The following is a 26,202-nucleotide window of genomic DNA, read 5'->3' as shown; positions in this document are numbered from 1 at the left end:
TTGACTGCGAAAAATTATTCTATCTTCTATTCCTCACAGATCGTTTATATCCATAACTCAAAAGAATAATAGTATAATACTATCAGAATTGACAGGTTGAATACTTTGAAGGCATAGGATCATCCAAATCGTTTTCAGCAATTGTATGTTCCGTATACCCGGCATTTCAAACGGAGAATAGTATAATCCCATTATCCGAGAGAACTGTTGTCCTCTCTATCCCGCAACTGCGAAAATCCGTTTCATCTCCTATGAGTACGGATCGATCCTGTCAACAATGCAGCAGGTAGCGATATACACGGTCCCGTAGTTATGTCGAGAGGTATCCTTCCTAATCTCCTACATCTTTTCTCTTACTTTGTCAACAAAGTACTGAGCCGCTTGTGCCAGCTCTTCATCGGTCGCATACCTGGACTCTTCCCCCGCCTTTACCATCTTGTCCCGAATGTGTGCCGGAACGATCTTGCCCGTGAAGCCCCTCATTTTCTGAACAAGTTTGGGATCTACCAAACCGGGGCACTTATAGGTCCCGAAGGAATTTTTGCCTTGCAGGAGTTCATTGAGGTTATCTTCCACCTGCAAGCCGTGCTCGGAGTCGGGCATAGCGCCGAGGGTGACAAAGAGTCCCAGGTTGTTTTGTGCCGTGGACTTGATCAGTTTCATAGCAAGGTTGTCAGGCAGGGCTTTATCGACCCAACCTCCGATCAAAGCGAAGTCATAGCCTTCGATGTCGGGTTTATCTTTGATGTCGAAGAGCTCCGCATCCACTCCCTCCGTATTCTTGAGTGCCTCATAGATGACCTCCGCCATTTTCTTTGTGTTTCCTGTTTTTGATGAATATACTACAATCCCTTTCATACGTTTTTCTCCTTTAACTTTTCGTATCCTTCTCACTCACCGGCAGGGTTTGCCGAATCTCTGAGCAAGCGATCTCTTATCCCGAATAACCGATTGTATTCACAGTGTTGGCAGGTCCTGCTTCCAACTGTGTCTTCCTCTTTTATTATAATACAAAACTCCTAAAAATTCTTCTCATATCCGTAACTTTCAAAAAATTCTTTTTTGAAGTCGAGGAGCCTGTCTTCCATAATCGCCTCCCTGATCTTCTTCATCAGATTGAGCAAGAAGTAGAGGTTGTGGTAGCTGATGAGCCGAGCTCCAAGAATCTCGTCGGTTTTGACCAGATGGCGCAGGTAGGCCCTGCTGTAGTTGCGACAGGTGTAGCAATCACAGTTTTCGTCGAGTTTGGAGAAGTCCTCCATATAGGTGGCATTGCGTACGACCAACCTACCCCGGGAGGTCATGGCCGTGCCGTTTCGAGCAATCCGTGTAGGCAGAACGCAGTCAAACATATCGACTCCGAGAATGACTCCGTCGATGAGGTCGTCGGGAGTGCCTACTCCCATAAGATAACGAGGTTTGTCCTTGGGCAAAAACCGTGTGGTGTGAGACAGGATCTCCCTCATCATCCCCTTGGGTTCTCCAACGGATAATCCTCCTATGGAGTAGCCAGGGAAGTCAATCTCCTGCAATTGCATGGCGGATTCATAGCGCAGTTCTTTGTACATTCCGCCCTGAACGATGCCGAACAGGGCCTGTCTGTCAGGGTACTTGTGTGCATCTTTTCCCCGTTTTGCCCATCGGGTCGTCCTTTCCATCGAGTGTTTGGTGTAGGAGTGGTCGGCAGGGTAGGGCGTACATTCGTCAAAGGACATGATGATGTCGGCGCCCAAGGAGTTTTGGACTCCGATGGCGATTTCAGGACTGAGGAACTGCTTGCTCCCATCCAAATGGGAGCGAAACAGAACTCCTTCCTCCGTGATCTTACGAAGGTCTCCCAAGCTGAACACCTGAAATCCTCCCGAGTCGGTAAGGATCGCCCTGTCCCAGTTCATAAACTTATGGAGGCCCCCCGCCTTTTCGACCAATTTATGCCCCGGCCTCAAGAAGAGGTGGTAGGTGTTGGAGAGGATGATCTTGGCTTCCATCTCCTTGAGTTCTTCCGGAGTCATCGACTTTACGGTCGCTTGGGTGCCTACCGGCATAAAGATCGGGGTGTCGATCACTCCGTGGGGAGTGTGCAGACGCCCCAGTCTTGCCCCCGATTGTTTACAGGTTTTGATCAGTTCATATCTTATTGCTTCCATTCTTCCTCCATTCATAGCAGTTTTTTCACTTTTCCCGCAACAGTGTGATGACATATTGACAGCCAAATTTACTTTATATTTCTTCTGAAAGAAAGTAAATTCCTAATTTTTCTTTGAGTTTATAAATACAAAGCTTTGTCAAATCGATATATTCAAAGATTCTACCCTTCGTATAAACTTGATTTTGTATCGATCCTTTGAATGATGCGGTATTGCCTAGGTCGAAATTATCCATAGCACATTCGACCTTAACGTGTCGGAACAATTCAGTGATGCTTTCCCCTTCCTTCACAAAGGTAAGATTTCGGTTCATATAAGAAGCATCGCGTCCCCGAAACTGAAAAATCGATATTCTGCCTCAATCGCCCTTTGATAGGCGTTCAATATCTTTTCTTTGTCACAAAAGGCACTGACGAGCATAAGCAAGGTAGACTCCGGCAGATGAAAATTGGTGATCAGCCCCTCTGCCATCTGAAACGTATAGGGCGGATAGATAAAGATGTCCGTCCAACCTTCCAGTTTGGTGAGCCTTTCGTTTTCGGCAGCGGATTCCAAGGTCCTCACCGATGTGGTCCCCACACAGATGATACGCCTGCCCTCTTCCTTTGCCCGGTTGATTCTCTCAGCGACGTCCTCATCGATTCGATAGTATTCACTGTGCATCCTGTGGTTTTCGATATCTTCGACCATCACCGGTCGGAAGGTACCCAGACCGACGTGCAGGGTCACATATTCAATCTGTACCCCTTCTTCTCCAAGTTTTTCCAAGAGCTCCGGAGTAAAGTGAAGTCCCGCCGTCGGAGCGGCACAAGAGCCTTCCACCTTGGAATAGACGGTTTGATACCTCTCCTTATCTTCAAGTTTCTTATGGATATAGGGAGGCAGGGGCATGGTCCCCAGGTCATCGAGGATCTCTTCAAAGACTCCTTTGTAGATAAATTCGACGATGCGGATGCCTTCGTCCTTGATTTCAAGTACTTTTGCCGACAAAGTCGAGTGGAAGTCTACGATTGTTCCCTCCTTGAGCCTCTTGGCCGGCTTACACATCACTTCCCACTTCTTCATATCGAGTCGCTTAAGCAAAAGAAACTCGATGGACGCACCGGTCTCCTTCTTGGTTCCGAAAAGCCTTGCCGGAATAACCCTCGTGTTGTTCAACACGAGCACATCGCCGCTTCGAAGGCGGTGTTTGATTTCAGAGAAGCTGCTATGCTCCAAATCTCCTCTCTTTTTATCGACGATGAGCAGTTTGGAGTCATCTCGTTTGGCGAGGGGTTCCTGTGCGATTCTCTCCTCGGGCAAGTAATAATAAAAATCTTTTGTATTCAATAAGTAATTCTCCTTCTTTCTGCGTCTTATTCTTCTATATCGGGCAAAAGTTATCTCACTTCCACGCCTTTGAAGTAGTGGGCGAGGATCTGTGTGTAGTCCCTTCCCTGTTGAGCCATCTTGTGAGCTCCATACTGGCTCATACCCACCCCGTGTCCGTATCCATGTCCGAGAAAGGTTATCGTATCTCCAACCTTACTGCCGCTTCCTCTTCGTTCGGGTGCGGGAGTGATGTCTTTCTTCCCGTCTACGACCTGTTCGAGTTCGAAGAAGATATCATCGAGTTCGGAGGAAGACTTGTCGCCTTCTCGAACCTCGATATCGAAATACATACTCTTGAGTTGAGTGTTGCCGATCAGTCTTCTGAACTCTTCTCTCTTAAAAGTACGACTTCCCTTACTGCCGTGGACGGTAATAAGTTTGACTCTGTCGTTTTCCGTCCTGTCGTCGATCGATATCCTCTCGATATCTCCGACGGAGCTGCCCGCCTTGGACATTTTGCCCTCAAGACTTGAGCGACTGATACTGAACTTCCAGTTCGCATAGGAACCTCCCAGAGAATAGGGATCGTCAACACCTATGAGATAGGAGCGTTTCATCCCCCAGACATTTTCACTGCTCTCGGTTCGTCCTCCGCTCTCCGCAAAAAAGAAGAGGTCCGCGATCTCGTCGTTGTAGTAGCCGAGTTTGGACAAGGTCTCATCCACTGCTCTGTTAGTTCTTTCGTTCTCCGCATCCAGACCTCCGTAGACCTGCGAGTAGGTCGAGGTGTCGAGGTCGAAACCATGTTTTGCATACTTTCCTTTATTTTTGATGGAGAAGTTACGCGAACAAATCGCTTGAGCTTTGAGAGCCTCCATCTCCCAATTGTATTGAATTTCCTTAGGCACCACCCCATAGAGATAGTCCTGGAGGCCGATGTAGTTGATCGCAGTCAGCTTGGAGTTTGAGGCAAGCAGTTCCAACTCTCCCCGATAGTTGCGCTTGTTGAGCATAAAACGTTCATCCTCCGAGGATAAAAGGAGGTCTTTTTTGGGCACGAAAGCAAACAGAATATGGTCAGAACCTTCTGTCACCACCGCCGTTTCCACCTTCCAATACGAAGAAGATGCCAACGCAGCTTCATAATAACTTCCATCCTTGTAGCATACGAATCCTCCGTTGCGTTCGGCGGAAAATTTCGCCTTCTCAAAACTGTCATAGGCATTGCCTAGGGTTATACTCTGATAGGAGATCTTTCTTGAAGGCAGAGTCGAAAATACCACAACAGAAGAGTGATCAAGCAATCTCGGAGCGTTCATAATGAGTTCATAACTTGTTTTGGCATTTCCTGCATAGTGAAGGCCTATCCTCATCTTGTAGCTGTTATCGTAAGTTTGTGCGTAAGATGAAACGGCAAACATCATCATAAACCCCAAAAAAACAACAAAGGTACGGCTTATTTTTTTCATAAAGACTCCTCATTTCCTGATTATCTGTTCAGTATTTCAATGCCAAAATGCTCGTATGCCGAAGCGGTCGCCACTCTTCCCCTCGGTGTTCGATTCAAAAATCCCTTCTGGATCAGATAGGGTTCGTACACTTCTTCAACGGTTTCTCTATCCTCTCCTATCGATGCAGTCAAGGTTTCAATTCCCACAGGTCCTCCACGGAACTTTTGTATAATCGTCAATAGAAGTTTTTTGTCCGTGTTATCCAAGCCTTCTTCATCCACTTCGAACATTTCCAAGGCTTCTTTGGTAATCGAAAGGCTTATCGTTCCGTCCCCTTTTACCAAAGCATAGTCTCGTACCCTCTTCAAAAGTCTGTTGGAAATACGGGGAGTTCCCCTTGATCGTCTTGCAATCTCATCGGTTGCACTCCCTTCGATCGATACACCGAGGATGTTTGAGGAGCGTTCGATGATTTTGCTGAGATCTTTGGGCGAGTACAGTTCCAAGTTCAATATCACACCGAAACGATCTCTCAGAGGCGAGGTCAGCATACCGCTTCGAGTAGTCGCTCCCACCAAGGTAAAAGAAGGAAGATCAATCCTGATCGACCTTGCAGACGGTCCCTTGCCTATGATGATATCCAAGCATCTGTCCTCCATTGCCGGATAAAGAATCTCTTCGACGGTTCGGTTCAACCTGTGAATCTCGTCGATAAAGAGTACATCCCTATCCGTAAGATTGGTCAAGATTGCCGCCAGATCTCCGGCACGTTCGATGGCAGGTCCCGAAGTGATTTTGATATTGGCCCCCATCTCGTTTGCTATAATGTAGGACAGAGTCGTTTTCCCCAGTCCGGGTGGCCCATACAACAGGACATGATCGAGGTTTTCCTGCCGAAGTCGTGCTGCCTGTATAAATATATCCAACTGACTTTTTACCTTGTCCTGCCCTATATAATCCTCCAAAGTCTTGGGTCTGAGCGACTGCTCTACTTCCCTGTCTTCAGACTGAAAGGACGAACTGATGATTCTTTGTTCTTCTCCAAACTCAAACATAGTTTTTCTCCATTTTTATTTATTTCCCTTGTCTTTTGCGAAATCCAAATTCGAACACCTTCTATTTCTCAACTTGTTTTTTTGGAGCGTTTCGAGTTCAAATTCAGATATTCTCTATTGAAATTTCAATCTATTGATCCCTATGCCTCATATTTCTGCCGACTTAACTAAAATATTCTGCACCTTTCCTGTTTCATACAATTATTCATTCGAATGACATCAAGAACCTTTATTCTATGGGTGATCAAACAAATTTTTGTGCTTATAAAGGCAGATATCACCACAGTTCTTCGAAAAATGGGTTCCATTTCGGAGTTTGACAGGTCTCTTTGCATGTGTAGATACAATATTCCACCATTCTCCCTCAGTTCCTTCTTTCTCCTAAGCCTTGCTCAATACCGCCAAAGCCTTGGGTATCATCTCCTGTGCGGTCAAATTGGGATACTTGAGTGCAACCGCACGAATCGCGTTCAAAGCCTCCGTTCTCGAGAAGCCCAGAGCCGTCAAAGCTAACAGAACATCATCCGTTTCATCGACATTCATCTTTACCCCTTCCTCCAAAGACCCCTCCAGAGGAGAAATCTTGTCTTTCAGCTCCAAGATGAGGCGTTCCGCCGTCTTCTTTCCTATCCCCGGAACCTTGGATAACAGGACTGCATCTCCTCTGAGGATGGCTCCTTTGACCGTATGGATGTCATAGGACGAGAGAATACTCAAACCGACCTTCGTTCCCACCTTGGATACCGATGTCAGCAATTCAAAGAGTTCCTTTTCTTCCCTTGTATAGAAGCCTACCATCGAGAGAGAGTCCTCTCTTACGATCATCTTGGTGTACAGTTGAATGTCCTGTTCAAGAGAAAACTCCCTCATTGTAAACTCGGAGACTGCAATCTCAAATCCCACCCCGTTACACATGAGGACTATGGTATCTTTTTCCTTCTCTACCACAGTTCCTGTCAATCTACCTATCATAGTCTTCCTTTCCCGGTATTGAGTGTATACTTTTCAGATAATACATCAACGCCTTCTTTTTTATTTGATCTTGAATAGTTTGGAGAACTTATTGGTGTGACAGTGACTTACCGCGATCGCTAAAGCGTCCGCCGTATCATCGGGCTTAGGGACTTGCTTCAAGTTGAGAACGGTCTTTACAATGCCTTGGATCTGCTCTTTGGGAGCACCTCCATAGCCACAGATGCCTTGTTTTACCTGCATGGGAGTATATTCATAAATCGCGGCGTTATGCTGCTTGGCTGCAAGCAGGATAACGCCCCGAGCCTGAGCTACATCAATGGCCGTTTTGGTATTCTTACTGAAAAACAGTTCTTCGATTGCGACTTCGTCGACCTTGTACCTCTGAAGCAAAAGGCTCACTCCCCTATGGATCTTTTCTATCCGGTCTATGAACTGCTCGCCGGACGAGGTTTGAATGGAACCGTAATCCACTACGGAAAAGTGATTTCCGTCATAATTCAATACTCCGTATCCGACGATTGCATATCCCGGATCAATACCAAGAACTATCATCTCTGTCTCCTTACCTCATGTCTTGTGTTTTCCTTAGGCTATTATACCATAAGTTCACGTAATCTGTAACCTATCGTCTGTTTATCCCTCCTCCCAAGTCCGTGATGATACTGCACAATCCAAAAAAAAGAGAAAACCCGGTTTTATACGAAGAGCTTATCAATACTGTTCTCCGATAGAAGTGAGATCCTATCTGTTTGCGACCTCAAAAATTTGTTTGATCTTCTGTAGAGTACAGATTACCGATATCCATAACCCAAATGGATACCGACATAAAATGACAATTCAAACAGACAATAGTATAACTCCGCTTTTTATGGTAAAATAAGGATTAGAGGATCTCTTGAGAGGTCCTGCCGGAGCACCGCATGGAAACAAGACGCGTCAGGTTCAGGCGAGGAGGAAAGGTCCTTCTTGCAACAAGCTTCTTTGGTATAAAACATAAGGAGTTTTGCCTACGAATCTTTCTCCTCCTTGTATTCAAGATTTTTGTATCATCGACATCCGTATATGTACACCAAGAAACTATTGCAGAACGGGCAACAGAGAAACCTTCTACGAAAAACACTTGTCCAACCTCACGCTATGTTCAGGGCTTGCTCCTGTTCAAACGTGAGAAAACGAAGGAAAGGTCCTGTGTGCCTTAAGAAAGGTTATTTATGAGAGAACATACGAATCCCGCTTCAAAAAAAATGCACTTTGAACATCGAAAAGATATCAATCGCTTTCGTTATCTGGTGATGATGTGTATCGGTCTGTCCTTTCTCTTGTTCGGCATCGGCACGGATCCTCCTCAAAGGATCGGAGAGGGCCTCTATCGGATCATCACGACACCGGACAATCTTATCTCCGACTATTTCAGTGTGGGAGGGATAGGTGCTGCAACGGTCAACGCCGCTCTGCTCTATCTGATCTCCTTGACCATGATGTATCGTATGAATATTACCTTGAGCGGAACTTCGATCTCTTCCTTGTTTATGATGGCAGGCTTCGGGCTCTTCGGTAAGAATTTGGTCAACATTTGGCCCATCATCCTTGGAGTCTTTGTCTATGCACGTACTCAGAAGACGGAGTTCTCCAAGTACATCTATATTGCCTTGTTCGGGACCGCGATGGCACCGATGGTGACCGAAGCTCTCATACTTCCGGGTTACCGTTTCCCGCTGAATTTCGGTTTGAGCCTTATAACAGGGATTATGCTGGGTTTCGTCCTTCCTCCGCTATCCACTCATATGTTTCGTTTACATCGCGGATTCAGTTTGTACAACATCGGCTTTACCTCCGGCTTGATCAGCACGGTGTTTATTTCCGTTGTTGCCGCCTTCGGCTACGAAATTACTCCACAGTTGATTTGGAGCAGCGGAAATAATCTTTTGATGGGCATATCCCTCTGTGTATTTATGCTTGCACTGATCCTGACCGGTTTCATCCTGAATGGGAGGAGTTTTAAAAACTATGGCAAAATCCTTTCTTACACGGGACGTTCCATTACAGATTTTTTGAACTTTGAAGGCTTTGCTCTGACCTTGATCAATATGGGTCTTGTCGGACTGGTAGGAGTCTTCTATGTCTTGCTTGTCGGAAGCGAGCTTAACGGTCCTACCATAGGCGGTATCTTTGCCATCGTGGGTTTCGGAGCTTTCGGAAAACATCCCAAAAACATTATCCCTATTTTCGCCGGAGTATTTATCGCTTCTATTTTCAACAAGGTCGAGGTGAACAATCCTTCCATTGTTCTGGCAGCCTTATTCGGAACTACCCTTGCTCCTATCTCGGGAGCCTTCGGTTGGTATTTCGGTATCGCAGCAGGTTTCTTACATTCCTGCGTCGTCCTCAACGTCGGCTCTCTCTATGACGGAGTAAATCTTTACAACAACGGTTTTTCCGGAGGTCTGGTTGCAGCCTTCCTGATTCCGGTTATAGAATCCTTCCTTCCGGAAGAATCATAAGTTTAAAATAACGGAGGTTTTGTCAATGAGACACGAAAAACAACGGATCAGCTTTATTGCAAACGAGCTCATTAACTACTTTTTTATGATAGGCTCTACCAACATCTCACTTCAAATTGAGGAAAAAGAGAGCGAGTTTCTGATCAGTTTGCACTGTAATTATCTGCAAGAAAAAAAGTCCCGAATCGATGATTTCATCCATTGGATTCAGTCTCCCAGGCAGGCCGCTATGGAGGAATATTATTGGGAGCTTCTGGGAGCAACGGACTCCGACAGTGAAATTTCGATTGTGGGAATGATGGTCGAGAGTACCGATATTCAAATCGATGAGGATACAATCTCGGTTACCTTGGTAAGGGAAAAATCCAACACGTCAAAGAAACTGAAGAAAGGATAGATCATTATGACATTTCAAGAATGGTTACAACAATTTTATCCCGATTATTCGGAAGATATGATGGAGGATCTTATGAATGAGTATCTCGTATGGCAAAGGACCCATACCAAAGCGAAATGCACCTACTGCCAAACGGGAGAGCTGCCCGATGATTCCGATTTGAAGGGTATTCTATAGCACTGACCCCATCGTCAAAAAATTGAATACGGTTATACACAATAAAAAAAGAGGTCCTTGACAGGTTCATCCTGAAAAGGCCTCTTTTTTTCCTTATCACAACCAAGGCAAAGGTTCTCTACCTCAGCAATTTATCAAGGTACTTGTCGAGTTGGGCATCCGAAGCCGTAATCGAAACATTCCTGCCTTCCATTTTAAATGCATACGGTTTGCCTGCAATATAACCGGAAAAACTTTCTCCGGGGTTGTCTGCATTCAAGGCTGCCTCCTTCAACGCATAGATCTGCACCGAAAACAAGGGTTTCTCATCAATGTAGAACTCTATATTTGAAGGGGTTCCCTTTATCTTTGACTCAATGACGTTCTTGTGAATCGAGATGTCTTCCTTGATCTCGAAATAACGTTTAACCTGTTGCAACATCGTCTCACTCTCTATCTCTATGGAATCTCCTTTCGACGGTTGAATAACGATACGGTTGACTTCGGGGTATTTGTCAAGTTTTTTCTTCCAGTCCCCGCCGGTGTTCATCGTCGCCAAACGATGAAACATTACCATCATCATCAATACCATCAGTATTCCCAAAAGTGCTTGTTTTTTCGGCGGTTTTCTAATCATCTGTTTCATCCTTTCGGCTATGATCCAAAGTTTGTTCCATACAATTATTACATATGAAAGGAGTTCAGTCAAGCACCTTGCTTTCATTCCTCTTTTTATCCACATTTGTAGTCTTTTTATCTTCAACCTCTTCCACCGTCTACCTCCTTAATATATTTGTCATACATCCTACCTATAAATTCATACGATTTTATGGTATAATAAAAACGCAGGACTAATTTTTACTGTTTTTAAAAATGTGTTTTTTTCAGGCTGTTCCGCTTGAAAAACCCATTTTGTTCCAACAAAGGATCGGACCTTGGTCCATCCTTTCAAAATAACTTATGAATAGTTTGTGTCATAAGAGAAATGGAGGAATGTTATCAATGAAGCAGTCGGATAACGAAACCACAAAACCGAAACGCAAAAGAAGAAAGATTAAAGTATGGAATTTTATTTTTTTGCTGTTCTTTCTGTTTTTGCTTTCGACTGTCGGCTTTGCGTTGTATGCCGTCATGGGAGTTATCAATACGACTCCCGAAATAGATCCTACGAAGATCGGGGAGCTGTTGGACGAAAGTACCTTCGTCTATGACTATGAAGGGAATCTCATCGAAAAAATCGCCCACCAGGACGGTTATCGAGTGGTCGCATCTACCGATGAAATTCCAAAAACTCTGAAACAGGCGATCGTAGCTATTGAGGATGAGCGTTTTTATGAGCACAAAGGTGTTGACTTCAAACGCCTGTTCGGTGCGGTGTGGTACAATTTGAGGACACGTTCTCTGGGACAGGGAGCCTCCACCATTACCATGCAGCTTGCCAAAAACCTCTATACGTCTTTTGAAAAATCCTACAAAAGAAAGATCCAGGATGCCTACTATGCCATCGAGATCGAAAAGCAACTCAGTAAGGACGAGATTCTTCTAGCCTATATGAATGTGGCGGATTTCAGCCGAAATGTAAAGGGTGTGCAGGCTGCAGCAAATACGTTTTTCAACAAGGATGTCTCGGAACTCAGTTTGGGTGAATCCGCTCTTTTAGCGGGTGTTCCCCGCAGACCCGTCTACTATTCTCCTTACAAAACCGAGGAGATTGCCGCCGATGATGATGTGGGAACTCTTCAAATCCTTACCATCCTAAGCACAAAGGAGCCCTATCAACCTACGGAACAGGACATCTCCAACTACTACAAAGCTTACAGTTTCGGCAAAATCGACCGATTTATGCTCTCTCAGCTGAAGAAGGGCGACTACTATATGCGTAAGGCCGTACTCAATCCCTACGCAAAGGAGCGTCAGGCTGTAGTTCTCGACAAGATGTTGGAGCTGGGTTATATTACCGAGACGGAAAAACAGGAAGCTTTGAATGAAGAGATTCATATTAAGATAGGAAAACGAAAAGCTTCAGGAATTTCAAGCTACTTTACGGATGTTTTGAAAAATGAAGTAATCAAAAGTTTCGTTGCGGACGGACGGACTCAGGAAGAAGCTGAAAAGCTCTTCTATCAGGGAGGGCTTCGCATCTATTCCACATTGAATATGGACGTTCAAAAGAAATTGGAAAAAACTGTAAACAATCCCGAAAACTTTCCGGGTTCGTATATCGATAAGGAGGGGATCGTTCAGCCTCAAGTGTCCATGGTTATTATGCGACCTAATACGGGAGAAATTCGAGCCTTGGTAGGAGGAAGAGGGATCGGCGGAAACGAGATCTACAACCGTGCTATCAACCCGCGTTCTCCGGGTTCGAGCATCAAGCCTCTCGCCGTTTATGCTCCCGCTTTGGAAAATGGAATGACGGCGGCAACGGTATTCAAAGATTCTCCTCGATATGATAAGGAGAAGGGAAAGATGTGGCCTAAAAACTCAACCGGTTATATGGGCCAGACCGTTATGCGTAATCTTTTGATCCGCTCATCCAATGTCGGTGCGGTAGAAGTGGGTACAAGCATCATCGCAGGAAGCAAGGATGCTTCGATTCGCGAAATGATTCGTTACTTGAAGGATTTCGGTATCACGTCTGTCGTAACCCGGGATCAAAATCCCGCCCATCACGACGAAGTGGAATCTTTGGCTCTGGGTGGAATGTCCCACGGAATAAGTCCTTTGGAGATGACTGCCGCCTATGCCGCAATCGCAAATGAGGGCACCTATATCAAGCCGGTATTCTTTACCAGAATTGAGGACTCCAACGGAAAGGTTCTTTTGGAAAACAAACCCTTCACAAAAAAAGTGATGAACCCTGCAAATGCGTTCATCCTCAAGCATATGCTCTACGGGGTCGTAAACAGCAAATCTCCGAGAGGAACAGGACTTCCCGCAAAACTTTCCAATATGACGACCGCAGGAAAGACAGGAACTACAAACGACAAGAAGGATGCTTGGTTCGTCGGAATTACCCCATACTACACTTCCGCTCTATGGATCGGTTCGGATATGCCCAAGGAGCTCAATGAAGGCAGCATTATGGCAGCTCGTCTATGGAAGCTGGTTATGGAAGATGTTCACAAAGGTTTGGAAAATGTCGGATTTAAGAAACCTGCCAATGTTGTGGAGGTCAAGGTTTCTCCCGTCACGGGTCTCTTATCCCGAAGAGGATATACGGAAGTGTTCCGAGCAGGAACCGAACCGCAGGAATACTCCTCCGAATCCATCGTTACCGAAGAAGATGCTATGTATGATGAGGACGGCAACCTGATCGAATTAAGTCCCGAAGACAACACAAGTTCATCACAAAACCAACCCGAAAACGAAACGATTCCCGTACCTTTACAGCCTCAATCTCCCGAACCGGAACAACCCGAGCAACCCGAATCGGATTCCGAGCCGGACTCTCCCCTATTCTAAGGAAAAGAGCTATCCTTTTAAAGAACAAGCCGCTACGAGCATCCGCAGCGGCTTGTTTGTTTTTCACAACATCAAAACTTCTTTCACTTATTTGATTACACTACCCTATCTTCCAAGAGCCTTCTCATATACGGACTTTATGATCTCCTTGGTAGGCACTCCCTCATGCACCTTGTCTCCTTCAACATAGTAGGTTGGCACATAATAATAATTGAAGTTGTGCTCTTTGATTTTTTCAGGAGTTTTTTCCTCATCAATGATCTCAATCTCTACCTTCGCATATTCGGGATTTTCCTCAACAAGCTCTTTCATCCATTCCTTCGCCCTCTTACAGTGAGGACACCAATCCGTGATCAACATATATACCGGTTTCATACTCATCCTCCTTTTGATATGAATATTTTATCTCTACCCCCTGTGAGTTTACACTAATCACTTTTCCTGTTTGTTGCGATCCGCGAAAAATACCACACAAAAGCGGACTCTTGGTTTTCCTATGAACCCATAGAAAAACAGAACTTTGTCAAATCAATATTTTTAGGAAGTCTATCCTTTTTATCAAATGAATTTTATGCTGACGGTTCGAATTGTACGCTACTTCTTCATATCACTCGCAATGCTTCCGCAGGCACTTTCAACAAGTGATATTACATAAGTTTGCAGATATCGTTTGTAAACTCGACCGGGTCTTCGATCTCCAGTCCTTCGATCAACCTCGCCTGTTGATACAGAAGATTGGTATAGAGTATAAGCATAGCTTCCTCATCCTTGAACTTGAGCAGCTTACTGAAAATCTCATGCTTTCTGTTGATCTCCAAAACCTTATCCGCTTTCATCCCCGGATTGCCCGGCATATTACTGAGAACCTTCTCCATCTCGATAGAGATATCTCCGCCTGCCGAAAGAAAGACGGGATGCGTCTTTAAGCGGTTGGTAGCCTTGATCTCGGACACCTTGTCCCCAAGGATCTCCTTCATCGAAACCAAGAGGTTCTTTTCCTCCTCGTTCAACTCTTCTTCCTTGACTTCATCTTCATCCAGACCCAAGTCCTTGGAAGAGATGTTCTTGAACTCCTTCTCCTCATAGTTTGCCATCATCTTGAGAGCGAACTCATCCACGTCATCGGTCAGATAGAGGATCTCATACCCTTTATCCAAGAGCAGCTCCGCCTGAGGGAGTTTCTTGAGTTTAGAAAGAGAAGATCCGGTTGCATAGAAGATGTATTTTTGGTCCTCCTTCATTCGACCGACATACTCCGCCAAGGTACTCAACTTGTCTTCAAAGGACGAGGTGAACAGGAGAAGATCCTGCAAAGTCTCCTTGTTTGCCCCAAAGTCGCTGTAAACTCCGTATTTGAGCTGACGACCGAACTCCCTGAAGAAGGCCTCATACTTCTCCCGTTCATTTTTAAGAAGATTTTCGAGTTCTCCCTTGATCTTGCCCTTGATATTCTTTGCAATCGCCTTGAGTTGTCTGTCGTGCTGCAACAATTCACGAGAGATATTGAGAGACAAATCCTCGGAATCGACCATTCCTTTGACAAAGCTGAAATAATCGGGAAGCAGATCTGCACACTTCTGCATAATCAAAACTCCCGAACTGTAAAGTTCTAGACCTTTTTCGTAGTCCGGAGTATAGAAGTCGTAAGAGGGCTTGGAAGGCAGGAACAGAACGGAGTCGTATCTTATCATCCCATCCACATGAAGGTGGAGGTGACTGACAGGTTTGTCGAAACCGTAGTGTTTTTCGTGGTAGAAATTCTCATAGTCCTCGTCCTTCAATTCGTTCTTGTTCTTTCTCCAGAGAGGAACCATGCTGTTGAGCGTCTGCACCTCGGTGTATTCTTCATACTCGTCCTCACTGCCTTCTTTCAGCCTGCTCTTTTCGACCTCGGTCTTGATCGGATAAGAGATAAAATCGGAATACTTCTTGACCAGACTGCGAAGGTAATAAGACTCTAAGTATTCATCGTAGTTTTCGTCTTCGGTGTTTTCTTTGAGCCAAATGGTGATCTTCGTTCCGCTCTTGTCCTTCTGAGCTTCCGTGATCGTGTAGCCTTCGACTCCTTCGGACTCCCACAGATAGGCCTGATCTTCGCCCAAACGCTTGGTCAGGACACTGACTTTGTCGGCGACCATAAAGGCGGAGTAGAATCCCACTCCGAACTGACCTATGATGTCGAAGCCTTCTTCTTTTTCCAGTCCTTCCTTAAATGCCAGAGAACCGCTCTGAGCGATGGTCCCCAAGTTGTTCTCAAGCTCTTCCATGTTCATCCCGATGCCGGTATCCTCAATGGTTAAGGTCCTTCCTTCCTTGTCTGCCGAAAGATGAATATAGTAGTCGTCCTTGTTGAAGGTCAGTTCTTCATTGGTTAGGGCCTCATAGTAGAGTTTGTCGATCGCATCGCTCGCATTGGAGATCAGCTCCCTCAAAAAGATCTCTTTATGCGTATAGATGGAATGAATCATAAGCTCCATCAACCGTTTGGATTCCGCCTTAAACTGTTTTTTCTCCATAGTGTTTCCTCCGTCTCGATTTATTTTTTCATATATCTCAGTGCCTCCTCATTCCTTAACAAAACGGTGAAGTATGAATTTTACAAACAGCACCCCTATATTCACCCGGTCCCGTTCGTTCTTCTCTTTTGTCCTGCCCGATCTGTAAAGAACTTGGAAAAATACTGCACTTATATATAAATAAGAGTTGTTAGCACTCTATCGCGTTGATTGCTAACAACTCTTATTATAAATCAGTCCTCGTCCTTCTGTCAACACTATCGAAGTTTTTCTTTCGGACAGGACAAAACGAAGTTCTATGGAAATACCGTACAAAGTCAAGTTTCCGGCTTTTCGAATGATGCGGTATCTATCCCTACAGCGTCGGAAAGGTAGCTGTCAGTTTGAACAAATCTCCGTCCACTTCAATCTCGATCCTTCCTCCCTGAAGTTCAATCAAACTCTTGGCGATGGCAAGCCCCAATCCGGAACCTTCGGTGTTTCTGGACTCGTCTCCACGGCGGAACCTCTCGGTAATCTCCTGCGCATCGAAGTTCATCTCATAGTTGGAGATGTTCTTGAATATGAACCGGACCTCTCCTGCCTCCGCTCTTGCATCGATGTAGACCCTCGTGCCCTCCATCGCATACTTGGTGATGTTTCCGATGATGTTGGAGAAGATGCGGTAGGTCCTTCGTCCGTCAATAAAGCAGATCACAGGTTCTTTGGGAAGGTCCGGGCGAAAATCCAGCCTGCTTTTTTCTATCTTCTCCTCCAGCTCTCCAAGGGTCTGTTGCAGGAGAGAGATGATGTTAAGCTCCTCCTTTTGGATGGAGATGTTCCCGCTGCTTGCTTTACTCGCCTCAAACAGGTCTTCGATCAACACCTTGAGTCTCTGAGACTTTTTGTGGATGATGTCGATGTACTCCTGTCTTTCCTTCTCTCCGAGACCTTCCTTTTGGAGAAGGTCGGAATAGTTGATAATCGAGGTCAAGGGAGTTTTGAGGTCGTGGGATACGTTCGAGATCAACTCCGTCTTCATATTCTGACTTCTCGTCTCCTCCTCCACTGCAATCTTAAATCCTTCCTTGATGGAGTTGAGGTTCTTCGCCATAGGAGAAAAGACTCCGACCTCCTCCTCTGCCTGCAAGTCGAACCTTCCTCCGGCGAGCTCCCCGGTATAGGCCTGAATATAGGAAAGGTTCTGGAGGAACTTGGTCGAAAAGTAGAACAGAGCCGCACTGTAAAGCACATAGGCAAACAGAAAACTCACCGCATCTCCGCCGGAGAACAGGTAGGAGAAAAAGATAAACAGGCAGTGTCCGATAACGACAAGGAGCCACTTCATCTTAAAGTTTTTGTCGAGATCCAAACGCAACAGGGTTCGAAGAGGTCTGTACACAAAACCTATAACCGCACTGATTGATCGTCCGAATATACTGTTCTTAAAGACTCCTTCGATAAAACCCATATAGTAGATGTACTTAAAGTAGGTCGTACAGAGGTAGACAAACAACAGACCGAAGAAGGCGACAAGGGCTGCAAACACAAAATAATGAGCGTTGTTTCCCTCCATGATCCGAAAGATCAAGTCTTCCACGGGAGAATAGACCCTCAGTTTTTGATAGGGCAAAAGCAGAAGACCGCTCTCGGCCATCGCGACCCCGCCACCGACGATGAGGCCTCCCACACCGAGGGGGACAAGAAACTTCAGTTCCAGAAACATATGATTGAATACCCTGACAATCCCCGCCTTTCTCTGTCTCTTATAGGGTACAAGGAGGGCGATCAGGAAGACAAGGAGGATCCCCGCCAGCGCCAAAAGAGCAATCAAAAGGGCGGATCTCATCGAATTATACTCCATATATCCGTAGAAAAACTCCGGGTTTTCAAGACTTATATTTTCGGAGGTAAAGTAGAAGACAAGTTCCTGTTCTCCCTGCATCAACTTGTTGAGTTCTTCCGCTTCTTTGAGGAGTCTCGATATCTTCCTCTTTGCCTCTTCCCTCGTCTTCTCGTCAGGAGCTTCTCTATATTCCTCCCCTTTTGAGATGATATAGTTTCCTTCTTTATCAAACTCAAACTCGTTTTGATAAGACCTGAACCTCTGAGTGTCTTCTTCTTTATAGCGAAAGCCGTATTTATTCGCAGCATTGCGGATATAGAAGTCCTCATCCCTTGTCGGACCCAATTGGGCGAGGATACGGCGATGCATCTGATTCATATATTTTTCATACTTGTCAACTCCGACCATCCTGATCTGTTCCACCCTTCCGTCAGGGTAGATGAGGTAACGGGCGTAGACCTGCTTGTTTTTCTCGTCATACAGTTTGTTCAGTTCATCCTTCTCCAGATTAGTCGCAATATGTTTCTTCTCTTTGTCTGCGATGTAATACATCAACCGAGGTTTTCCTCCGTTGTAGCTTACTGTATTTTCGTCGTTGTGGCTTGTTATGAGAACCGTTTCCGTTTGCATACCCTCCTGCTCGATATCAAGGATCACGGAAGCATCTCCTCTTTGAGATTGGTTCTCTAAGCGTCCCACCGTCCAGGCATCCCATATCGTCTCAAAGTTATCACTTACATAGTTTTCACTGTTGATATAAGAGATTTGAGGGTAGTGGCGTTCCAAGGTTTTTAAGATAAGAGGATACATGCTTATGATAAGTAGGGAGATCAAGAAGATCAGGGTTGTCGTCTTTGCTCCGGAGGCAAAAAATCCCCTCTCTTCCCCTTCCTCCCTTATCTCTTCCCTTCGGTTCTTAAAATCGCGTTTTTCCTCCCATCTTATTTTCAGACGCTTGCTCTTTGGGGGCACTTCCTCTTCTTCTACGAGAAAGATCTCCCTCTCTTCTCTGCGATCCGACTGTTCTTCGGTTTGTACCTCCTGTATTTCAACTTCTTTCTTTTCTATATGATCCTTCTCTTGCATGATCTTCACCTCAATGTTTTTCAAATTTGTATCCGATGCCCCAAACGACCTTCAAATATCTGGGGTCTTTGGGATTGATCTCTATCTTCTCCCTTATCCTTCGGATATGGACCGTTACGGTCTCCGGACTATAAGCCGGCTCCTCCCAAACCCTTTCATAGATCTCCTCAATAGAAAACACCCGACCCGGATGGCTCATCAAAAGAAGGAGGATCTTGTATTCCAGAGGAGTTACCCTAACCTCATTGTCATCAACCCTCAACTGCTTGCTTTCCTCATCGAGTTCTATACCTCCGATACGAATGACCTTATCCGTTCCGACACCTTGGCTTGTTCCGTATTTGGCATAGCGACGAAGAGCGGAGTTGACCCTTGCAATGAGTTCCATAGGGTTGAAGGGCTTGGTGATATAGTCGTCCGCACCGATATTGAGTCCCATGATCTTATCGACATCCTCCGATTTCGCAGAGAGCATGATAATAGGAACAATACTCTTCTCACGAATTTTCATCGTGGCATCCTCTCCATTCATCTTGGGCATCATAAGGTCCATGATGACAAGGTCAATCTCTTCCTTCTCAAAAATTTGGAGGGCCTGCAGACCGTCATGTGCCAAATGCACGAGATAGTTTTGGTTCGACAAATAGATGCGTATCGAGTTTGCAATTTCATAATCGTCGTCTACGACCAGTATCTTATATTGTTTCAAGTTCATTCCTCCCGCGGTAATTTGGAAGAAGAAGTTCTTCTTCGAGATATCTCTTACTCTTATCCTAGCACAAGAATATGAAAAAAACCTTACCATAGTTCTTACAAATTTCTTAAAGGAACTGTCTTATACCATTATCTATTAGAATTTGCAGTTTGAACGCGTTGAAGCATAACATCCTCCAAATTGTTTTTCAGTTATAATAGGTCATGATATGTGTTTTATACTATATATTTGAGTTATGGATATCAACAACCTGTACCCAACAGAATATAAAAGTGATTTTCACGGTCGCAGAATAAATATATCCATACTTCTATTGGAGAATAGTATTAGTGTTAATTAGGTTTTAGTATCAACAAAAAAAGAGCTTTATCCCTACCCTTCCCGAAAAGGGCCGGAACAAAAACCCTTATTGTAAAGAACCGTCTTGCTTCCATCCGTTACTTGATGATATCGGCATACCTGCCATCGCTCAAGGCAACGAGTTCACAAGTCTTAACCTCCATCTGTATTCCCCTTCGTCCTCCACTGACGACAATGTATTCCAAATCTTGGGCCTTCTTGTCAAAGAGAGTCGGATACAGCTTCTTCATCCCTATTGGAGAACAGCCTCCTCGAATATAGCCCGTTATTTTGTTGATGTCCTTGACCTGTATCATATCGATACTTTTAAGATCAAAGGCCTTCGCCGTCTTTTTCAAGTCAAGCTCATCCGCTCCGTTGATCACACATACATAGTAGTTTCGATCGCTTCCTTGAAGAATGAGGGTCTTATAGACAAGTGCAATATCCTTTCCCACCTCTTTAGCTACCGTTACTGCATCCAAGTGTTCCTCATCGATAGAGTAATGCAGGGTCTGATAAGCCACCTTATGTTTCTCCAAAATCCTCATGGCATTTGTTTTCTTTTCCGACACAAAGCTCCCCCTCCCTTTGTTTTTTGCTATCTAAGGTAACAAAAAATCTTCCAAACGAAAAATAAACATCCTGACTTGTCAAAATACTTCTCCGCTATAATTTCATCATAGACTCAAGACACTGAAAATCAGCATAAAGTCCGAGTTATATGAACAATAAAAGTCTTGGATCTATCGTTCCCAAGGACTTTCATATTTTATGCACTCATAAGAATATCGGAAGTTTCCCCTTATGCGGTATCAGCTTAATAAAAAAGTTCTTCTCCCATCTTCTATCACTTCACACAGATACTGTCTTTGATCGCCTCAAACTTTTTTTCTCCGATCCCGTTCACATTCTTGATCTCCTCTATGGAAGAAAAAGCCCCCTGCTCCGTTCTATGATTTATGATCCTTTGAGCAAGTCCGTCTCCGATCCCGTCCAAACGCTTAAGCTCTTCCGCAGTCGCTATATTGATGTTTATCAAACTGTCTTCTTTCGATGTAGACGAAGATGGAATCCCGGCCTCAGTAATAGTTTCACCGATTTTTGTTACAACGTAATGCCTTTCATCCTCGACTTTTTGAGCCAAATTGATACTGTTGATGTCCGCTTCCGCCGTAAACCCTCCAACCATCTGCAGCGCATCTTTCAACCTCATATCGGAGGAGAGTTCTACGATCCCGGGCTGTTTTACTTCTCCGGTTACATAGATCACCACCTTATGAGGTTCCATATCCAAGACTTCTTCTTTGCCTTCTTCTACATCCGACGACAAGACTTGTTCCCGGTCAACAGCTTCTTGCCTCGGAGGGATCTTGTAGTAGGGCATTCTCAGTTTCTGTATCATAAAGACCGCTACAAGACAAACTATAACCACGGCAACTTTTTTCAGTTTTTTCGGTTCAACAGAAAATTTGGAGTACATAAACTTCTCCCCTCCGATCAATATGTAGTGGAAGTCGAAACATAGGGTTAAAAAACTCTTTTTCCTTGTTATTACTATTCTTCATTTGAAGTCTTGAAATAAATGGTTTGCATTTCGTTAGAAGATTCCCGGTTATGGAATGGATATAACACCTGTTCTATCGAATAAATAGTATTCTTCCCTTCTCCGTTTCACTTGATCGCTTGCACGGTTTGATTCCTACACGTTTTGGACAAACCTTATAGTTTTCTTCCCCAACAGCTCAATCGTAGAATAGTATAATAAGACTATAAGAGAAAATCAAAGGTTTCAAAAAGGAGCTTCAAGAGCTTCGGTTCAATCCGAATAAACCATTGTTTTATTTTATTCTATCTCTTTTTTTCAACCTCTTCAATATAAAAAAACAAAATCCCTTCTTCCTCATCCTGCCCGTTATCCCTGTTTATAAATATGCTCTCAAAGGTATAATATCAAGAACGGATCCGAGGTTACTTGAGAAGGTTGCCGCTCATATAAGCGATATCCTCATCCGGTACCGAAATCCGCTCGAAAAAGGACAACGCTTAGGGAAAGAATGTACAGAGGCAAGTTTATACTATTTTTCAATAGAAGTATAGATATATCTGTTTTTCAAACTGCGAAAAGTCGGTTTATCTTCTATGGGTCACAGATTATTTATATCCACAACTCAAAAGAATAATAGTATTACACTTCTTCATATGGATGCCAAGATACAAAAATTTATCGGATGAGTGCCTTTAACAAGCTCGCCCTTTCTTCAAGCGGATTTTATGCCCATGTTTCAAATTATGCAGTATTATCTTAAATTTATTTGGTAAATATCTTATTTTGGACTATAATAGTTCTTGTATGTTTTATCACTATAATCAAGTTAGGAGAAAAACTATGTCAAATTCAAAATTACTTGCAAAGGTCAACGGCCACGAGATTACCCAAAAAGATCTCGATTTTATGAAGCAGTCCTTAAGTCCCGAAATCTTGAGAAGCTTTCAGGGGAGCGAAGGAGACAAGGCTTTTTTAGGAGAGATGATCAATCAGAAACTGATGTACTTGGATGCAAAGGCGAACAAGCTTGACGAAAACAGCGAATTTAAAGAACAGTTGGCATCCGTAACGGAAAATTTATTGACACAGCTTGCTATAAAGCAGATCTTAAATTCCGTTTCCGTGAGCGAGGAAGAGAAGAAGGCCTTCTATGAGGAGAACAGATCCCACTTCCTTCAAGGCGAAAAGATCGAAGCCTCCCATATACTGGTAGACAGTGAAGAAAAGGCGAATGAACTCTATATAAAGGTGGAAGAAGGAGAAGACTTCGCTTCACTCGCAAGCGAACATTCCTCCTGTCCTTCCAAGACAAGCGGAGGAAGTTTGGGACAGTTCGGACGCGGACAGATGGTTCCCGAGTTTGAACAGGCCGCCTTTTCCCTTGAACTTGGCGAAGTGAGCAAACCCGTAAAAACACAGTTCGGCTATCATCTGATCAAATTAACGGGCAAGCAGGAAGCGGAGCAACTTCATTATGAGAGTGTTTCCAACGATATCGAAGCAAATCTTCTGTCTCAAAAACAACATCAGGCCTACCAAGAGCGTATCAAATCACTGCTCGACAAATATCCCGTCGAAATGATGTAGACACGTTTTACACTAATACTATTCTTCGATAGAAGTGCGGTTATATCTATTTGTCGATCACGAAAAATGGTTTTGTTTTCTATGGGTCACGGATTATTTATATTCATCACTTAAAGGAAGAATAGTGTTACGACGGTTGTTCAAATTATGAGGTATTTCCTTAGCATCATCGAAGATTCAAAGAGGGGAGGATCCAAGCCTGAGCTTGATCCCTCCCCTCTTTTTGTTTCATATCCCATATTGCCTGCCGATAGAATCTCAGGTTCCGCACTCGCTTCGATACCTTCAAACCTTACAAATTTGATATTGCAGGAACTCTGACCGGACTTCTCCGTGAGATCCTATCTTCTTCCATTGCCTGTATCGATGAAACTGCTACTACATAAAGAGAGAACGATATTCAAAATCGTCTCCTCACCCGTTGATTGTTTGCACCAACAGAAGCTGATGGTCGACTTTATTGTTGAGAGCCCTCTTGCGGCAAAGTCCTCTGCTTCAGCTGTGCATCGATCAAGAAGATTCCCGACGGTTCATCGCCGATCATCTTCATTTTTTCGAGCAAGTCTCTCGCCTGCTCTTCTTCCTCATCCTGTTCTGCGATAAACTGGTTGAGGAAGTTTCTCGCGGAGTGATTGTTCTCATCGATCGCCATATCCATCAACTTGTATATCGATCTGGTAACTGCCTCTTCATGCTCCAAAGCGGATTTCAAAACAGCAACGTTGTTTTCAAACTTCATATTCGGCTTGCTGATCGCAGACAACTCAATCCTTCCTCCGGTTCGAGCAATGTAATCCATGATCATATAAGCATGGATTCTCTCTTCCAAAGCCTGTACGTGGAAGTAGTTTGCAAAACCGTCCAAGTTCTTCTCCTTGAAATACACCTCCATAGCAATGTAGTCATAAGAAGACTGAAATTCAAAATTCACCTGCTCATTTAATGCCTTGTTCAAATTTTTGCTTATCATAGTGATATCCCCCTATTCAAATTTAGATAAACCGGTTTTCTAAATGTCCCCCTGTTTAGATTCTCATTGTTCCCTATTTGTACTGTTATTCGTCGCACTGTCGATATCAACAATTTGTACTCCCCGGAGGTAAAACAAAGATTCATCGTCCCAAAATGGATATGACAATTTATTGGATGACAACACAAATGATCGATCCCACACAGTAGATTCTTGCAGTTTTGCAGTTCTTACACCACTATCTGCCTCAGCGATCGATCGTTTGTACTTTATAGGATTTGAAATACCATTTGCCGGGCTGTAGCGTCAATGACTGCACGCTTCAAGCGGATAAACCTGCCCTCTACCACAACCATAGACTTCATTTATACACGAACTTTATTTCAGTGTCATTAGTGAAATAAAGTTATACGAACTCCTTGTATAGCACTTCTTCCAAACTCCTTTTGGGTACATGGTGAACTGCATGTTCATCTCTATAATACTTGTATGTTCCATCTTTCATCTCCTCGAGCACAACAACCTCCTTCACGACCCCCAGAGAGATGACCATAAGGGGTTCAAGGTGCTCCGGAAGCTCAAGTATTCGTCCCAAAACTTCTTTGTTGAAGGAAGCAAACATACAACCTCCATATCCGCCTTCCGTTGCACAGAGCAGAATGTTGGTAGCCGCTATCCCGTGATCCCAGAAAGGGTTGGAACGAATTTGCTTATCCAAAAGAATGACGATGTACGCGGACGGTCTCTCTCCCTCTTCAGGTCCGTTCCAATCGCTCAAAGATGCCGCCCATTTCAAGGAAGAAAAAATCGATTCATTCATCTCCTTCTGATTCGAAACGATATATTTCAGAGCCTGCATATTGTTTCCGTTTGATGAGATTCTTGCCGCATCGACGAGTTCCTTCAACATCTCGATAGAAATCGGTTCTTCCTGCTTATACCTACGATAGGTTCTGTTTTTGCGTATCAAATCCTTTAACATCCGCCTTACCTCCATTCTCTACTTGGATGCTTCGTCTTCCATTATATTTTCAGGCTGTTTCTCAAAGATGGTCTCTTCCTCCATCAAAAGCCGACTTCCATTAGTACCGCCTTCCTCTCGTGCAATGCCGACAGGGCTTTCATACTTGCCTTGACTTTCCTCCTTTTCGTCTTCCTTCTCAATCTCTGAAGATTTGTTGTTGACCGGCGACGAAGGAAGCCTTTCCTCCTCATAGAGAACCTTCACGGCAATAACGGCGACCTCCATCCTCGCAATCGGCTCGTTAGGTCTGAAAGCTCCCGCGATGTCCTTGCCCTCTATCACACCCGATTGAAAAAGACGATAGATTTCATTGTGATAACGCGTTGCTGTTGAAACATCGGGAATCTTTCTGTCGGTTTTTGACTTAAACTCCGACTTCGGTACGCTGTTGTGCAAGATGTAAGCAGTCTCTCCTCTTGTGGCCGGCCTGTCATATCTGCCTTCAAAATCATATGCTCTGATGATCCCGTTCTTCACCGCATATTGGATATAGGTATCATACCACCTTTCCATCTGCTTTGTATCCACAATTTCCTTGTTGTTGTAGATGGAATGAATCTTACAAGCTATCGTAATAACCTCGCACAGATCGATATCGGACTTCGGCTCAAAATTTGTCGAAGTACGTCCGCTTATAAGAGAAGCCATATAAGCCTTCTTCACCGAATGGTAGAACCAGTCACTCTGTTTGACATCGGAAAATCCATTTTCGTAACTTCTTACCGCCTTGAACGTTTTTGTTCCTTTTGCAAAGATCATTGTCGGTTGTATCATCATCAACACGGCGATCAAAAGCGTGATTTGGCGTTTTTTGTCCGTCTTCAATCTCATCCCTCCCTATCTCGCTTTCAAAAAATCCTCCTCTCCCTACGAAAGAAACAAATTTTGCCCATTTTCCGGATTCTATCTTCAGGAGAACGTCTATTTATAAGGATCTTTCCCTTATCTAAGATTATTTTAACTGATATTTTTATCATTTACAATGTAATAGCTGTGCTTTTTTCCTAAAGTTCGAACTATTGGTTCGAATCTTGCCGATTTTTACGCGAAAAAACGTTTTTTGTGAAGCCTGTACGAACAAATCACTCTATGGAAATAGAATATATTTTAAAAAATCAGCATAGAATCGATGT

Annotated in this window: 22 protein-coding genes; 5 read left to right on the top strand and 17 right to left on the bottom strand. The window is 44.2% G+C overall.

Going from position 1 to position 26,202, the window contains the following annotated elements:
* Nucleotides 1-339: 339 nt before the first annotated feature.
* The 7 genes from ACFO4R_RS07170 to ruvC form a co-directional block, all read right to left on the bottom strand.
* A complete protein-coding gene (locus ACFO4R_RS07170) occupies nt 340-858 on the bottom strand; it encodes a flavodoxin family protein (protein WP_379788387.1) in 519 nt (172 codons plus the stop codon).
* 161 nt (nt 859-1,019) lie between these two features.
* Nucleotides 1,020-2,147 (bottom strand): tRNA guanosine(34) transglycosylase Tgt, encoded by a 1,128-nt coding sequence (gene tgt, locus ACFO4R_RS07165; RefSeq protein WP_379788385.1) that lies wholly within the window; start codon nt 2,145-2,147, stop codon nt 1,020-1,022.
* 309 nt (nt 2,148-2,456) lie between these two features.
* Nucleotides 2,457-3,476, bottom strand: coding sequence for a tRNA preQ1(34) S-adenosylmethionine ribosyltransferase-isomerase QueA (queA, locus tag ACFO4R_RS07160; protein WP_379788384.1), 1,020 nt, complete (start codon nt 3,474-3,476; stop codon nt 2,457-2,459).
* 50 nt (nt 3,477-3,526) lie between these two features.
* On the bottom strand, nt 3,527-4,927 hold the full coding sequence (locus ACFO4R_RS07155) for a SpoIID/LytB domain-containing protein (RefSeq protein ID WP_379788383.1): 1,401 nt from the start codon (nt 4,925-4,927) through the stop codon (nt 3,527-3,529).
* A 20-nt stretch (nt 4,928-4,947) separates the two neighbouring features.
* Nucleotides 4,948-5,964 carry a Holliday junction branch migration DNA helicase RuvB gene (gene ruvB / locus ACFO4R_RS07150; RefSeq protein ID WP_379788382.1) on the bottom strand — a complete coding sequence of 339 codons (1,017 nt, stop codon included), beginning with the start codon at nt 5,962-5,964 and terminating at the stop codon, nt 4,948-4,950.
* Nucleotides 5,965-6,345: 381 nt separating this feature from the next.
* Entirely contained in the window at nt 6,346-6,936 is a 591-nt protein-coding gene (gene ruvA / locus ACFO4R_RS07145) for a Holliday junction branch migration protein RuvA (RefSeq protein ID WP_379788381.1), read from the bottom strand.
* 60 nt (nt 6,937-6,996) lie between these two features.
* On the bottom strand, nt 6,997-7,491 hold the full coding sequence (gene ruvC / locus ACFO4R_RS07140; RefSeq protein ID WP_379788380.1) for a crossover junction endodeoxyribonuclease RuvC: 495 nt from the start codon (nt 7,489-7,491) through the stop codon (nt 6,997-6,999).
* Nucleotides 7,492-8,150: 659 nt separating this feature from the next.
* Here ruvC and ACFO4R_RS07135 point away from each other — a divergent pair.
* Genes ACFO4R_RS07135 through ACFO4R_RS07125 form a run of 3 tightly spaced genes read left to right on the top strand, consistent with a single transcriptional unit; the run spans nt 8,151 to nt 10,014 of the window.
* Nucleotides 8,151-9,440: a DUF1576 domain-containing protein gene (locus ACFO4R_RS07135; protein ID WP_379788379.1), complete on the top strand. Its 1,290-nt coding sequence runs from the start codon at nt 8,151-8,153 to the stop codon at nt 9,438-9,440.
* 25 nt (nt 9,441-9,465) lie between these two features.
* Nucleotides 9,466-9,837 carry a hypothetical protein gene (locus ACFO4R_RS07130; protein ID WP_379788378.1) on the top strand — a complete coding sequence of 124 codons (372 nt, stop codon included), beginning with the start codon at nt 9,466-9,468 and terminating at the stop codon, nt 9,835-9,837.
* A gap of 6 nt (nt 9,838-9,843) precedes the next feature.
* On the top strand, nt 9,844-10,014 hold the full coding sequence (locus ACFO4R_RS07125; protein ID WP_379788377.1) for a hypothetical protein: 171 nt from the start codon (nt 9,844-9,846) through the stop codon (nt 10,012-10,014).
* Between the two features lie 118 nt (nt 10,015-10,132).
* Here ACFO4R_RS07125 and ACFO4R_RS07120 read toward each other — a convergent pair whose 3' ends face one another.
* Nucleotides 10,133-10,630: a hypothetical protein gene (locus tag ACFO4R_RS07120; RefSeq protein ID WP_379788376.1), complete on the bottom strand. Its 498-nt coding sequence runs from the start codon at nt 10,628-10,630 to the stop codon at nt 10,133-10,135.
* Nucleotides 10,631-10,995: 365 nt separating this feature from the next.
* On the opposite strand from ACFO4R_RS07120, the gene ACFO4R_RS07115 reads away from it, so the two are divergent.
* Nucleotides 10,996-13,458: a transglycosylase domain-containing protein gene (locus ACFO4R_RS07115; RefSeq protein WP_379788375.1), complete on the top strand. Its 2,463-nt coding sequence runs from the start codon at nt 10,996-10,998 to the stop codon at nt 13,456-13,458.
* Nucleotides 13,459-13,563: 105 nt separating this feature from the next.
* Here the strand turns inward: ACFO4R_RS07115 and ACFO4R_RS07110 are convergent, their stop codons facing one another.
* From ACFO4R_RS07110 to ACFO4R_RS07085, 6 genes are all read right to left on the bottom strand, one after another.
* Nucleotides 13,564-13,833 (bottom strand): glutaredoxin family protein, encoded by a 270-nt coding sequence (locus tag ACFO4R_RS07110; protein WP_379788374.1) that lies wholly within the window; start codon nt 13,831-13,833, stop codon nt 13,564-13,566.
* 272 nt (nt 13,834-14,105) lie between these two features.
* Nucleotides 14,106-15,974, bottom strand: a complete 1,869-nt coding sequence (gene htpG / locus ACFO4R_RS07105; protein WP_379788373.1) for a molecular chaperone HtpG — start codon at nt 15,972-15,974, stop codon at nt 14,106-14,108.
* A 355-nt stretch (nt 15,975-16,329) separates the two neighbouring features.
* Nucleotides 16,330-18,885 carry a sensor histidine kinase gene (locus tag ACFO4R_RS07100; RefSeq protein ID WP_379788372.1) on the bottom strand — a complete coding sequence of 852 codons (2,556 nt, stop codon included), beginning with the start codon at nt 18,883-18,885 and terminating at the stop codon, nt 16,330-16,332.
* 10 nt (nt 18,886-18,895) lie between these two features.
* The gene (locus ACFO4R_RS07095; protein WP_379788371.1) at nt 18,896-19,600 is read right to left on the bottom strand and encodes a response regulator transcription factor; all 705 of its coding nucleotides are present in this window, start codon (nt 19,598-19,600) and stop codon (nt 18,896-18,898) included.
* 437 nt (nt 19,601-20,037) lie between these two features.
* The gene (gene ybaK / locus ACFO4R_RS07090; protein ID WP_379788370.1) at nt 20,038-20,514 is read right to left on the bottom strand and encodes a Cys-tRNA(Pro) deacylase; all 477 of its coding nucleotides are present in this window, start codon (nt 20,512-20,514) and stop codon (nt 20,038-20,040) included.
* A 275-nt stretch (nt 20,515-20,789) separates the two neighbouring features.
* On the bottom strand, nt 20,790-21,422 hold the full coding sequence (locus tag ACFO4R_RS07085) for a helix-hairpin-helix domain-containing protein (RefSeq protein WP_379788369.1): 633 nt from the start codon (nt 21,420-21,422) through the stop codon (nt 20,790-20,792).
* Between the two features lie 906 nt (nt 21,423-22,328).
* Here ACFO4R_RS07085 and ACFO4R_RS07080 point away from each other — a divergent pair.
* Complete coding sequence (locus ACFO4R_RS07080) at nt 22,329-23,075, top strand: peptidylprolyl isomerase (protein ID WP_379788367.1); 747 nt, start codon at nt 22,329-22,331, stop codon at nt 23,073-23,075.
* Between the two features lie 457 nt (nt 23,076-23,532).
* Here ACFO4R_RS07080 and ACFO4R_RS07075 read toward each other — a convergent pair whose 3' ends face one another.
* The 3 genes from ACFO4R_RS07075 to ACFO4R_RS07065 form a co-directional block, all read right to left on the bottom strand.
* Nucleotides 23,533-24,045: a ferritin gene (locus tag ACFO4R_RS07075; protein WP_379788365.1), complete on the bottom strand. Its 513-nt coding sequence runs from the start codon at nt 24,043-24,045 to the stop codon at nt 23,533-23,535.
* A gap of 406 nt (nt 24,046-24,451) precedes the next feature.
* The gene (locus ACFO4R_RS07070) at nt 24,452-25,027 is read right to left on the bottom strand and encodes a nitroreductase family protein (RefSeq protein ID WP_379788364.1); all 576 of its coding nucleotides are present in this window, start codon (nt 25,025-25,027) and stop codon (nt 24,452-24,454) included.
* A gap of 18 nt (nt 25,028-25,045) precedes the next feature.
* On the bottom strand, nt 25,046-25,900 hold the full coding sequence (locus ACFO4R_RS07065; RefSeq protein ID WP_379788363.1) for an S-layer homology domain-containing protein: 855 nt from the start codon (nt 25,898-25,900) through the stop codon (nt 25,046-25,048).
* Nucleotides 25,901-26,202 lie beyond the last annotated feature (302 nt).

Source organism: Filifactor villosus (assembly GCF_042652965.1).
Taxonomy (GTDB): Bacteria; Bacillota; Clostridia; order Peptostreptococcales; family Filifactoraceae; genus Filifactor; species Filifactor villosus.
The sequence above is the reverse complement of the archived record's forward strand: the minus strand, read 5'-3'. Positions and strand labels throughout refer to the sequence as shown.

What these genes read in the sequence shown, in the direction of transcription:
- ACFO4R_RS07170 (WP_379788387.1), bottom strand. Translation starts at nt 858, where the DNA reads ATGAAAGGGATTGTAGTATATTCATCAAAAACAGGAAACACAAAGAAA.
- tgt (WP_379788385.1), bottom strand. Translation starts at nt 2,147, where the DNA reads ATGGAAGCAATAAGATATGAACTGATCAAAACCTGTAAACAATCGGGG.
- ACFO4R_RS07155 (WP_379788383.1), bottom strand. Translation starts at nt 4,927, where the DNA reads ATGAAAAAAATAAGCCGTACCTTTGTTGTTTTTTTGGGGTTTATGATG.
- ruvB (WP_379788382.1), bottom strand. Translation starts at nt 5,964, where the DNA reads ATGTTTGAGTTTGGAGAAGAACAAAGAATCATCAGTTCGTCCTTTCAG.
- ruvA (WP_379788381.1), bottom strand. Translation starts at nt 6,936, where the DNA reads ATGATAGGTAGATTGACAGGAACTGTGGTAGAGAAGGAAAAAGATACC.
- ruvC (WP_379788380.1), bottom strand. Translation starts at nt 7,491, where the DNA reads ATGATAGTTCTTGGTATTGATCCGGGATATGCAATCGTCGGATACGGA.
- ACFO4R_RS07135 (WP_379788379.1), top strand. Translation starts at nt 8,151, where the DNA reads ATGAGAGAACATACGAATCCCGCTTCAAAAAAAATGCACTTTGAACAT.
- ACFO4R_RS07130 (WP_379788378.1), top strand. Translation starts at nt 9,466, where the DNA reads ATGAGACACGAAAAACAACGGATCAGCTTTATTGCAAACGAGCTCATT.
- ACFO4R_RS07125 (WP_379788377.1), top strand. Translation starts at nt 9,844, where the DNA reads ATGACATTTCAAGAATGGTTACAACAATTTTATCCCGATTATTCGGAA.
- ACFO4R_RS07120 (WP_379788376.1), bottom strand. Translation starts at nt 10,630, where the DNA reads ATGATTAGAAAACCGCCGAAAAAACAAGCACTTTTGGGAATACTGATG.
- ACFO4R_RS07115 (WP_379788375.1), top strand. Translation starts at nt 10,996, where the DNA reads ATGAAGCAGTCGGATAACGAAACCACAAAACCGAAACGCAAAAGAAGA.
- ACFO4R_RS07110 (WP_379788374.1), bottom strand. Translation starts at nt 13,833, where the DNA reads ATGAAACCGGTATATATGTTGATCACGGATTGGTGTCCTCACTGTAAG.
- htpG (WP_379788373.1), bottom strand. Translation starts at nt 15,974, where the DNA reads ATGGAGAAAAAACAGTTTAAGGCGGAATCCAAACGGTTGATGGAGCTT.
- ACFO4R_RS07100 (WP_379788372.1), bottom strand. Translation starts at nt 18,885, where the DNA reads ATGCAAGAGAAGGATCATATAGAAAAGAAAGAAGTTGAAATACAGGAG.
- ACFO4R_RS07095 (WP_379788371.1), bottom strand. Translation starts at nt 19,600, where the DNA reads ATGAACTTGAAACAATATAAGATACTGGTCGTAGACGACGATTATGAA.
- ACFO4R_RS07085 (WP_379788369.1), bottom strand. Translation starts at nt 21,422, where the DNA reads ATGTACTCCAAATTTTCTGTTGAACCGAAAAAACTGAAAAAAGTTGCC.
- ACFO4R_RS07080 (WP_379788367.1), top strand. Translation starts at nt 22,329, where the DNA reads ATGTCAAATTCAAAATTACTTGCAAAGGTCAACGGCCACGAGATTACC.
- ACFO4R_RS07075 (WP_379788365.1), bottom strand. Translation starts at nt 24,045, where the DNA reads ATGATAAGCAAAAATTTGAACAAGGCATTAAATGAGCAGGTGAATTTT.
- ACFO4R_RS07070 (WP_379788364.1), bottom strand. Translation starts at nt 25,027, where the DNA reads ATGTTAAAGGATTTGATACGCAAAAACAGAACCTATCGTAGGTATAAG.
- ACFO4R_RS07065 (WP_379788363.1), bottom strand. Translation starts at nt 25,900, where the DNA reads ATGAGATTGAAGACGGACAAAAAACGCCAAATCACGCTTTTGATCGCC.